At 42.9% G+C, this 9521-nt stretch carries 11 protein-coding genes and 2 rRNA genes (1 of these 13 running past the window's edge); 5 read left to right on the top strand and 8 right to left on the bottom strand.

Features of this window, described 5'->3' with window-relative positions; translation table 11 throughout:
- Together J5O05_RS09130 and rrf are read left to right on the top strand one after the other, a co-directional pair.
- Positions 1-681, top strand: a 23S ribosomal RNA gene (locus J5O05_RS09130); it begins 2204 nt to the left of the window's first position.
- Between the two features lie 131 nt (positions 682-812).
- Positions 813-927: ribosomal RNA gene (gene rrf, locus J5O05_RS09125) — 5S ribosomal RNA — on the top strand.
- A gap of 63 nt (positions 928-990) precedes the next feature.
- Here the strand turns inward: rrf and J5O05_RS09120 are convergent.
- Positions 991-2058, bottom strand: a complete 1068-nt coding sequence (locus J5O05_RS09120) for a type I restriction endonuclease (RefSeq protein WP_208841805.1) — start codon at positions 2056-2058, stop codon at positions 991-993.
- A gap of 269 nt (positions 2059-2327) precedes the next feature.
- Positions 2328-3116 carry a YggN family protein gene (locus J5O05_RS09115; protein ID WP_208841804.1) on the bottom strand — a complete coding sequence of 263 codons (789 nt, stop codon included), beginning with the start codon at positions 3114-3116 and terminating at the stop codon, positions 2328-2330.
- Between the two features lie 314 nt (positions 3117-3430).
- Between J5O05_RS09115 and J5O05_RS09110 the strand changes: the two genes are divergently transcribed.
- Positions 3431-3625 carry a PA3496 family putative envelope integrity protein gene (locus tag J5O05_RS09110; RefSeq protein WP_208841803.1) on the top strand — a complete coding sequence of 65 codons (195 nt, stop codon included), beginning with the start codon at positions 3431-3433 and terminating at the stop codon, positions 3623-3625.
- Between the two features lie 44 nt (positions 3626-3669).
- On the opposite strand, the gene J5O05_RS09105 is transcribed toward J5O05_RS09110, so the two are convergent.
- The 4 genes from J5O05_RS09105 to J5O05_RS09090 all read right to left on the bottom strand — a co-directional run bounded on the left by J5O05_RS09105 (position 3670) and on the right by J5O05_RS09090 (position 6443).
- A complete protein-coding gene (locus J5O05_RS09105; RefSeq protein WP_244369977.1) occupies positions 3670-3972 on the bottom strand; it encodes a MarR family winged helix-turn-helix transcriptional regulator in 303 nt (100 codons plus the stop codon).
- Positions 3973-4103: 131 nt separating this feature from the next.
- Positions 4104-4586, bottom strand: a complete 483-nt coding sequence (locus tag J5O05_RS09100) for a glutathione peroxidase (RefSeq protein ID WP_208841801.1) — start codon at positions 4584-4586, stop codon at positions 4104-4106.
- Between the two features lie 76 nt (positions 4587-4662).
- Positions 4663-5526: a hypothetical protein gene (locus J5O05_RS09095; protein ID WP_208841800.1), complete on the bottom strand. Its 864-nt coding sequence runs from the start codon at positions 5524-5526 to the stop codon at positions 4663-4665.
- Positions 5527-5573: 47 nt separating this feature from the next.
- Positions 5574-6443 carry a LysR family transcriptional regulator gene (locus tag J5O05_RS09090; protein ID WP_208841799.1) on the bottom strand — a complete coding sequence of 290 codons (870 nt, stop codon included), beginning with the start codon at positions 6441-6443 and terminating at the stop codon, positions 5574-5576.
- Between the two features lie 151 nt (positions 6444-6594).
- On the opposite strand from J5O05_RS09090, the gene J5O05_RS09085 reads away from it, so the two are divergent.
- The gene (locus J5O05_RS09085; RefSeq protein ID WP_208841798.1) at positions 6595-7749 is read left to right on the top strand and encodes an iron-containing alcohol dehydrogenase; all 1155 of its coding nucleotides are present in this window, start codon (positions 6595-6597) and stop codon (positions 7747-7749) included.
- Between the two features lies 1 nt (position 7750).
- Here the strand turns inward: J5O05_RS09085 and J5O05_RS09080 are convergent, their stop codons facing one another.
- Entirely contained in the window at positions 7751-8050 is a 300-nt protein-coding gene (locus J5O05_RS09080; RefSeq protein WP_208841797.1) for an AzlD domain-containing protein, read from the bottom strand.
- The gene (locus tag J5O05_RS09075) at positions 8047-8748 is read right to left on the bottom strand and encodes an AzlC family ABC transporter permease (RefSeq protein WP_208841796.1); all 702 of its coding nucleotides are present in this window, start codon (positions 8746-8748) and stop codon (positions 8047-8049) included. Before J5O05_RS09075 ends, J5O05_RS09080 begins: the two co-directional genes overlap by 4 nt.
- Before the next feature lie 86 nt (positions 8749-8834).
- Between J5O05_RS09075 and J5O05_RS09070 the strand changes: the two genes are divergently transcribed.
- On the top strand, positions 8835-9485 hold the full coding sequence (locus J5O05_RS09070) for a cytochrome b/b6 domain-containing protein (RefSeq protein ID WP_208841795.1): 651 nt from the start codon (positions 8835-8837) through the stop codon (positions 9483-9485).
- Positions 9486-9521 lie beyond the last annotated feature (36 nt).

Below are 9521 nucleotides of genomic sequence, written 5' to 3'. Positions count from 1 at the left end.
GACAGTGCCTGGTGGGTAGTTTGACTGGGGCGGTCTCCTCCCAAAGAGTAACGGAGGAGCACGAAGGTTTGCTAAGAGCGGTCGGACATCGCTCGGTTAGTGTAATGGTAGAAGCAAGCTTAACTGCGAGACAGACACGTCGAGCAGGTACGAAAGTAGGTCATAGTGATCCGGTGGTTCTGAATGGAAGGGCCATCGCTCAACGGATAAAAGGTACTCCGGGGATAACAGGCTGATACCGCCCAAGAGTTCATATCGACGGCGGTGTTTGGCACCTCGATGTCGGCTCATCACATCCTGGGGCTGAAGTCGGTCCCAAGGGTATGGCTGTTCGCCATTTAAAGTGGTACGCGAGCTGGGTTTAGAACGTCGTGAGACAGTTCGGTCCCTATCTGCCGTGGGCGTTTGAGAATTGAGAGGGGCTGCTCCTAGTACGAGAGGACCGGAGTGGACGAACCGCTGGTGTTCGGGTTGTCATGCCAATGGCATTGCCCGGTAGCTACGTTCGGAATCGATAACCGCTGAAAGCATCTAAGCGGGAAGCGAGCCTCGAGATGAGTTCTCACTTGGAGTTTAACTCCACTAAAGGGCCGTTGGAGACTACAACGTTGATAGGCAGGGTGTGGAAGCGCTGTGAGGCGTGAAGCTAACCTGTACTAATTACCCGTGAGGCTTAACCATACAACGCCAAAGTGGTTTAAGTTGTTAGAAGTTAAGTATTGACTAAAGTAGACAACGACGAAGTAAAAGACATTAATATCAGAATTCCAGATTTAGTTTACTTGCGGTAGCGAGTAGACGACCAGCTTATGCTTGGTGACAATAGCGTTGTGGACCCACCTGACCCCATGCCGAACTCAGAAGTGAAACGCAACAGCGCCGATGATAGTGTGGCAGCTGCCATGTGAAAGTAGGACATCGCCAGGCTCTAATTAAAGAAAGCCCGATTCGAAAGAGTCGGGCTTTTTTGCTTTGTATGTCTGTAAACTATTATTCATAGTAAGTTAAAGTATTTAATAGCTGTTCTGAATAACTATAAATATCATCTATACTCTCTATGGCATGACGAGTTTCAACTTTATCATTGTCGAAGAGACCTAAATATTTTAGCTTTGTATTAAACCATAGGCGGCAAATAGGTTTTCTATTATTGTCATCAAGCAATATACCGAAATAGCTTTGAGTATCCCTTGCAATTACTCTATGTATATCAATCTTTTGTCTTAAAATAGCTTTAACAACATGGAACGCTTCAATTTCATCCTCTGTAGTTACTATTTTAGGTTTTTCCTCATCGATTTCTGCCTTAACTTCCTGTTCAGAAACATTGGTTGTTTGTGATTCCTCACCTATCGCTGATTTCAAACGAGCATTAATACTATCATTCAAAAATTGCTTCATGGCCTTTTTAGTAATCTCTAGAAATTGGGCCTTAACCTTTGCGGTTTGAACACCGTCATAAACTTTTGATGTTAGTAATTTTACGATGTCTTCTTCTGGATCTAGAAATTGTTCTTGAAGGACACGTTTAATTTGATTTAAATACTTTAGCTCGCCAGCAGCATCTACGATTGATTCTACATCAAATGAAACCTTGGTAAGTTTCTTAACTTCGGGTACTAAATGCTCATCAATATTCTCAATATCTAGAGTTAGAAAAGGCTTCTCATCCATCTTATTGGGGGCATCTAAATCCGTATAAAACTGGTACTGGATACCGTTGGTTAGAATAGCAATTCGCGCATTAGTAACAGAAAAATATCTAAATAGTTGAGCAGCATGCTTCACTGAAAGACTTTCATTATATTTTTTACATTCGATGAGAATCTGGATTTCGCCATTCTTCATGAGTGCATAATCAACCTTTTCTCCTTTCTTGGTTCCTACATCCGCTGTAAATTCTGGTATAACTTCGTTTGGATCAAATACGTCATAGCCTAATACAGTATGGAGAAATGGCATGACAAGAGCATTTTTTGTCGCTTCTTCAGTTTGTAAGCTTGTAGAAACCTGCTTAGCTTTCTGTGATAGTGCTTGCAATCGTTCAATAAAATCCATTAGCAATTCCTTATATCGCAATGTCTAATTTGAGAGTATTGCTGAACGCTTGGTGAATACTCATCCCTTATAACTAACTTATACTAGTAATTTGAATAAATCTAATTAATCGAAGTCAATGAGTAACATTCATACTGCAGCAAAAATTAATTATGCGATTGGGTAGCGACTTCACAAATAGGCGAACTTTTAGAAAGACTTAGCACCTGCAACAATAAAAAAAGCCAGCGTTAGCTGGCCCAATGGGATAAATAAATCGGTTTGAAGGGTTAGATCTTCGTTTTGTACGCAAATAGTTTATAGTCAGCAAGCACTGGAACTGCAGCCGTCAAGGTGTTTTCCTGCTCTGCTAACGCCGCAAAATCACCGCATAACTGATCGGCTCGAGCTTCGATAACTTTGGCCTGTTTTTCCACCTTCTCGTCAATGTTTTTGCCCATACGGTCCATTCGTTCACCAAATTCATCCATGTTTCCACCAGAGCTAATCATTTCGCTACCAAGCGTAACTAACAAGCTGCCTACAGATTGGAACATCGTACTTTGAATAGCATCCTCTAAACGTGATTCAAATTTGTCACTAAACTGATCGCCAAATTCATTAAACGTTTTTTCACCCATAACAAAGTCATTTTGCTGATAGAAGGTGTTTTTCACTTCAACAGATAGCTCATCCATAATCTCATGCATGTCCTTCAGTGAATCCATATCTAAAGCCGTACCCACTTCTTCCAGTGCAACGCCCGCTATTTTGACCGCATCTAGTGCTATTTCAGCCACTTTGGGTAACTCAGCTCTTAGGCTATCGCTATAGTGGCTTGCAGCTTGTCGCTGAGCTGCGGATAAATCCACTCGTTCACCTTGAACATAAACCTCACCTTTGCGAGAAATAGAGATCTTGTTGTTAGCTTTATTCTCTATCGTAATATCTTGATCTGAAATTCTGACGTCATTTTGGAATTCGACTTCACAGTTATCACTACTGATATTGAAGCTGTTCTCATGTGCGACAGTACTAGCACTGATTAATAATGTTCCGATTAAAGCGATTTTTTTCATTTTTGAGTCGTCCTGTCTTTTCAGTTATGAAAGACTAATCAAATTCAATGCCAATATTTAAAATCCAATAAAAACATATAGATAGCTTGGTTTCTAAAAAAGAGAAGAAAGAGTGAAATACATAAATTGACTAAAAATTGGTGAAAATGGCGATTCGCTCGCCATCAATAAAAATATTTTTTTAAAACGATAAAAAAGACTCACTTTTCAGAATTCAAATTAGCAGCTATTTAGACATCTGTAGACCGTTGATGCGCATGAGTGTGCTTTTGACGGGCTTAGAGCAGATATTTAACACCTATTTGGAGTGGATTGTGGGTAAAACATTTTCTTATGATGCGCTTGAAGATGAAGGTTTTGTCAGTGATGATTTAGGCGATAGTGGCCGTAATCAACAAGACAAACATAAGCGAAAAATCAAGAAAAGACTCGATGATTATCTAGAACAAAAGCGTTTGCGCAAGAACTTAGGCGAAGATGACTTTGACTATTTAGATGACGATTACTAGTTTTTAACGAGAATTTTGAAAAAGAGGCTTTTGCCTCTTTTTCACTATGGTGACGTAATCTCAAGAAATTCATCGAGCAAGGTTTTTAGCTGGCGAGCCTTTTCGAGAGAAAAGCGGCTTTGTGTCAATAACTGTGTTGGCAAGCATTGGCAATGTTCTTTTAGGGCCGCCCCTTTGTTTGTTAGCTCGACAATACAGCGTCGCTCATCCGTCTGTAGGCGTTGACGCGTTATTAAACCGTTCGCTTCCAATCGTTTTAGCAGCGGTGTCAGCGTATTCGTGTTTAACTGAGCCGCGTTACCAATTTCACCGACTAATTGCTTATCTTTTTCCCATAATATGAGCATCACAATGTATTGCGGGTAAGTTAATCCCAACTCGCGGAGAGCTGGCTGATACAACCTCGTTACCGCGCGAGACGCTGCATAAAGACTAAAACATAATTGGTTTTTTAACTGTAGCTTGTTTTCGTCATTGCTCACGACAACAATTTCTCGATTTCTTTCTCAATTGCATCTGGCTTCGTAGTGGGTGCAAATCGTTTTACCGGATTGCCCGAGCGATTAACGAGAAATTTAGTAAAGTTCCACTTTATTGCACTTCCAAATAGTCCAGATTGTTTTGTTTTTAAATACTGATAGAGAGGGTGTGCATCTTTACCATTTACATCTATTTTCTCCATCATCGGGAAGCTTACGCCGTAATTGATCAAACATCCCTGTTGAATGCTTTCTGGGCTACCAGGTTCTTGCTGTCCAAATTGATTGCAAGGAAAACCTAAAATCACTAAGCCTTTGTCGTGATATTTCTCGTGTAGTTGTTGCAAGCCCTCATACTGTGGCGTTAAACCGCATTTACTCGCCGTATTGACGATGAGTACTACTTTTCCTTCAAGTTGTGAAAGCGGATAAGGCTGACCTTGAAGCGTGTTCGTTTGAAAATTATAAATAGATTCTGACATAGAAATAACCAAATAAGTCGTGTGCGATATAATCGAGTTCGATTTTATAACTGAGATTGATGTTTTTTCAACCTGTTTATGCGTTGTTTTGACGATTCAAATAAAGGTCGGAAATTCGGCGACGAAGTATTTCATGTTCGCTAGGCGGAACATGGTTGAGGTGAAGGTTCAAAAATTCATGGCTTGGATAAAGTTGCAGCAGAGTTTCATTGATTAACTTAATGATTTCTTCAGATTGGGGTGTTTGTGAACAGGCAATGTGTCCCGCAATGAAACTGGGATGATTAGCAATACTGACCGATCTAATGTCCTCGTTTTTTGGCGCATGCGCATACTGTTTGAATACGGTTGGGTAGGAAACAAGAAAATCAACACGATGTTTTTCAAACATGGCGACCATGGCTGCGTATGCATCCCCGCCCGCCCGCGTGATTAATTGCTCATCACTGAGTAACTGAAACTGGGCGTCTAATACGGGGCCATAGGATTTGCTTGCTTCTATCGCTATTCGGGCATGAGGAAATTGATTCATCAATCTTGGTAGGTTAATCAATTCGTCTCGGTGATTGAACAGTGACTCTGGGAGCGCCGTTCGATTCTTAAAATAGTATAAGCGATGACTTGGATAAAGATGTATGGGGTAGCTATACAGATGATACAAGGCACGCTCATTCGTCTTTATACGGTTTATTGCACACACCGGCTCTGTGCCGCTTAAGATGGCATTAACACGTGCAATAGGCGCTATCTGTAAATCAAAATCAAGTTGTTTGAGGTGGTCAAAAAGCAATCTGTATGAATCGCTCGCGATGTCTTTCGGGCCTTCTTGGACAAATAAGAATTCATCCGCAGGATCGTCACTCAAAATGAGGATCTTGGCCTGCACAAAAGGACATAAAAAGACGACCATACTCAACAGCACGAAACGAAAAAAAACCATACGACACACCTCAGCCATTTTGTTCAAGTATAGACAAACTTTCTGATTTAGCTGGGGTTAAAATGCGCGAGTAGAAAGTCAATTAAGCACTTTACCCGATAGGGCATAAAGTCTTTACGTGGATAAACAAGCCAAGAGGCATTGTCTTTAATTTGATACTCTTCGAGTAAGTAGTGGAGTTGTCCATTGGCTACATAGCTACCCGCAATATCTTGTGCCAAATGAGCGATACCGACACTGTTCAAGCAGGCATGCAGAATAGCTTGTGGATGGTTACTTCGCCACCGACCTGCGACTTTAACCTCAAAAGGCTCATTGTTTTCCACAAATCGCCATTTGGGGTTTATGGCGACCAAACATTCATGTTCCAACAGATCGTCAGGGTGGTTTAGCTGCGGATGTGAGGCGATATATTCAGGTGTTGCGACAAGTGTCATCACTCGATCGGATAGCTTGCGCGCAATCAGCGAGGAATCCTGTAGACGCCCGAAGCGAATGGCCAAATCGAAGCCTTCTTCGATTAGATCAACATTGCGATTATTAAAATCGAGCTCAATACTCACTTCTGGGTGCGCTTTTGCAAAGAGTGCTAAAACAGGACTCACCTGATTTGATACAAAGTCGCCTGCTCCGGTTATGCGGATAGGCCCTTTAATTTCTTGTTGTGCACCTTGAAGCAAGGCGGTCGCGTTTTGTAGTTCAAGCGAAATCGCTTTTAATCGTTTGGCATATTCGGCACCCGCCGCAGTGAGTTTAACGTTGCGTGTGGAGCGTTGAAATAACGCGGTCCCGAGTCTTGATTCCATTTGCTTGAGGTGGCGACTGATAAAGGATGTCGAACAGTCTAGCGCTTCCGCAGCTCGGCTTAATGTTCCGTGCTCCACGATTGCGAGGAAGATTTCAATGTCTTGCCACATAATACGCCTCCGAGATAAAGCGCCATTATAGCTGAAAAAAGCGGTCTATTGTTGCACAACAGCAAAAGTGATTTATTTTATAGCTAGTGTTTAATTTATTATTGCACAGTAAACTTAATGCATCGTTTAGGATAATTGCTTTGGAGTTCACATGTTAAATTTCAGTTTTGTAAATCCGACTCAAATTCATTTCGGCAAAGATCAAATTGCTCATATCGCAAAGGCGATTCCTGCAACTGCAAAAGTACTTGTAACGTACGGTGGGGGCAGTATTAAAAGTAATGGTGTGTACGACCAAGTTGTTGCAGCACTTAAAGACCATGCTTGGGGTGAGTTTTCAGGTATTGAGCCAAACCCTAGTTACCAAACCTGTATGAAAGCCGTTGAGCTAATTAAGCAAGAAGGTTATGACTTTATCTTAGCGGTTGGCGGTGGTTCTGTGATTGATGGCAGTAAGTTTATTGCCGCCGCCGCGAAATTTGCGGGAGAACCGTGGGATATTTTGGCTAAAGGTGCACAAGTTTCAGCGGCACTGCCGCTTGGTGTTGTATTAACGTTACCTGCGACTGGCTCAGAGTCGAATAGCTTCAGTGTCGTCAGTAATCTCGACACACACGACAAATTGCCATTTGCATCGCCTCTTGTTCAGCCATTATTTGCCGTATTGGATCCAACCGTGATGGAATCCCTGCCAACACGTCAGTTAACTAACGGTGTTGTTGATGCGTTTGTACACGTTATGGAGCAGTACTTAACATACCCAGTACAAGGGAAAGTACAAGATCGTTTTGCTGAAGGCTTACTGCAAACATTGATTGAAGAAGGTCCGAAGTTGTTTGCCGATGACGTTAGCTATGAAACGCGTGCGAATGTAATGTGGGCAGCAACGATGGCACTGAATGGACTTATCGGTGCAGGAGTTCCACAAGACTGGTCAACACACATGTTGGGACATGAGATCACTGCGCTTTATGGGCTTGACCATGCACAAACGCTGGCTGTTGTACTGCCGCGCATGATGGCTGCACAAAGAGAGGCCAAACGTGAAAAGCTATTGCAGTACGCGCAGCGCGTACTTGGTTTAGATGTCTCGAATGAAGACGTGGCAATTGAACAAGCAATTGCTGAGACTGAAAGCTTTTTCCACCGCGTACAAATGAAAACGCGCTTCGCTGATTATGGAGTCGGTGCAGAAGCGGTGGAGAAAATTACCGCGCAGCTTGAACGTCACGGCATGACGGCACTGGGCGAGCATCAAGCCGTAACGTTGGATGTAAGCAAGGCGGTACTAAGCGCGTCTCTTTAACTTATAAAAAACAGTAAAACGCTGCCATTCCAAGGAGGGTGGTAGCGTAGATATTATGTGTTTTATACGCGACAGCTACTGCGACGATTGCACCAATTAGGTATGGATTCGAGTAGTGCACATTGAGTTCACCTTCAGGCAGCAACACGATAGGAACCCAAATGGCCGTCAATACGGCGGGTGCGCTAAAACTTAAAAAGCGCTGACCTTTCGGACCAATTTCAAATGGTAAACGCTTGTGGAGAAACAAATAGCGCGTAAGAAAGGTCACCATCGCCATTAAACATAATGTATAAATCATTTCACGCTTCCTCTACTTAAGCCATACCCCACGCTCATGCTAAGGAGCGCAGCAAAAACCAGCCATAATTCTAGCCCTAACGCTTTAAACCAAGTGGCACTGGCACCAGCCGTAATTACCGTTGCAAGTGTTGGCCAATTCTTAATACTTGGGATAACCAATGCGATAAAGGTGGCGGCAATCGCGAAATCGAGGCCTAAATGGGTCAAGTCAGGTAACAGGCTTCCTGCGACAACCCCGATAAAGGTCCAAATATTCCAAAAAACATAAAAGCTAAAGCCAGCACTTAATGCATATATTAATCGTGCTTTTGTTTGATACGCTCTCGGATGGTGCGAAAAAGCAAACAACTCATCGGTGAGCACAAAGCTGACAGGCAATCTTACTTTGAGCGGTTGGGCTATCACCTTGTGACGTACTGATAAGCCATAGAGAAAATGACGCGCACTGATTATAAAGACCGTGATTAGCAGCGTCATAAGTGGCGTATTCTTTGCGATGAGTTCAATGGCAACCAGCTGTGCAGAGCCTGCAAAAACAAGCAGCGACATGAGCTGCGCTTCCCAAGGCGAAAAGCCATTTTGCACCGCCAAAGAACCACATAAAATCCCCCAAGGCACAACCGCTAAATTGAGCGGTAACATATCTAGCTGGCCTTTCCAAAAAGCCAAGTAATTCGCTTTACGCTGTCGACTCATTTTATACCCTCTTTATCCCAGTTATGGGAGAATGGCATAGTGCTTGTGATAGGCTCAAGCTGTTTAGGATAAAAATAGAGGTTCTAATGACAAAAGTATGGGATGGATTTATCCGTGGGTTTCATTGGTTGTTAGTCACGGGAATTGTGTTGCTCTACGTGAGCGGCGAACAAGAGTGGATGGATTTGCATTTTGTCACAGGTTATCTGCTTTTAGCATTATTCGTAGCGCGACTCATTTGGGGCGTGGTAGGGAGTGATACAGCAAAAATTGCGAACTTATTTCATGGTCCTAGAGCGGTTAAACAAGCCTTGAAACATGAGGATAAACGTTATGGTCACAATGCGGCGGGTAGTTACATGGTGCTGCTGTTTTTTGTTTTAATTGCTGTTCAGCTCATCTCGGGTTTGATGTCGACAGACGACATCATGATGGAAGGGCCTCTGGTTGCGATGGTACCAAGTAGTTGGGTTGAAATCGCAAGTGACGTCCATCACCTTAACATCAATTTGCTTATTGCAGCGATTGCCCTACACGTTTTGGCAATTGTCGTTTATCGCTTGCGTGGCAAAAACTTAGTAAAAACGCTTGTGACAGGTAGAACAACTAAAGACCAAACCATTGCAGCCGAACCTAAGATGCGAGCGGGCGTCGTTGGTTACGTCATTTTTGGTGTGTTAAGTGCAGTGTTGATGGCGACTTGGGGCAGTGCTCCACTAAGTGCTCTGTTTAATTAGTCTGATATACGTGAATTAGAAAAGGCACCCATAGGT

It is taken from the genome of Pseudoalteromonas xiamenensis, from assembly GCF_017638925.1.
In the GTDB taxonomy this organism is placed as follows: domain Bacteria; phylum Pseudomonadota; class Gammaproteobacteria; order Enterobacterales; family Alteromonadaceae; genus Pseudoalteromonas; species Pseudoalteromonas xiamenensis.
Note: the sequence above shows the minus strand (reverse complement) of the source record. Positions and strands in the feature narration are given on the sequence as shown.

Excerpts from the sequence above, each read along its gene's own strand:
- J5O05_RS09120 (WP_208841805.1), bottom strand. The coding sequence starts at position 2,058 with ATGGATTTTATTGAACGATTGCAAGCACTATCACAGAAAGCTAAGCAG.
- J5O05_RS09115 (WP_208841804.1), bottom strand. The coding sequence starts at position 3,116 with ATGAAAAAAATCGCTTTAATCGGAACATTATTAATCAGTGCTAGTACT.
- J5O05_RS09105 (WP_244369977.1), bottom strand. The coding sequence starts at position 3,972 with ATGCTCATATTATGGGAAAAAGATAAGCAATTAGTCGGTGAAATTGGT.
- J5O05_RS09100 (WP_208841801.1), bottom strand. The coding sequence starts at position 4,586 with ATGTCAGAATCTATTTATAATTTTCAAACGAACACGCTTCAAGGTCAG.
- J5O05_RS09095 (WP_208841800.1), bottom strand. The coding sequence starts at position 5,526 with ATGGTTTTTTTTCGTTTCGTGCTGTTGAGTATGGTCGTCTTTTTATGT.
- J5O05_RS09090 (WP_208841799.1), bottom strand. The coding sequence starts at position 6,443 with ATGTGGCAAGACATTGAAATCTTCCTCGCAATCGTGGAGCACGGAACA.
- J5O05_RS09085 (WP_208841798.1), top strand. The coding sequence starts at position 6,595 with ATGTTAAATTTCAGTTTTGTAAATCCGACTCAAATTCATTTCGGCAAA.
- J5O05_RS09080 (WP_208841797.1), bottom strand. The coding sequence starts at position 8,050 with ATGATTTATACATTATGTTTAATGGCGATGGTGACCTTTCTTACGCGC.
- J5O05_RS09075 (WP_208841796.1), bottom strand. The coding sequence starts at position 8,748 with ATGAGTCGACAGCGTAAAGCGAATTACTTGGCTTTTTGGAAAGGCCAG.
- J5O05_RS09070 (WP_208841795.1), top strand. The coding sequence starts at position 8,835 with ATGACAAAAGTATGGGATGGATTTATCCGTGGGTTTCATTGGTTGTTA.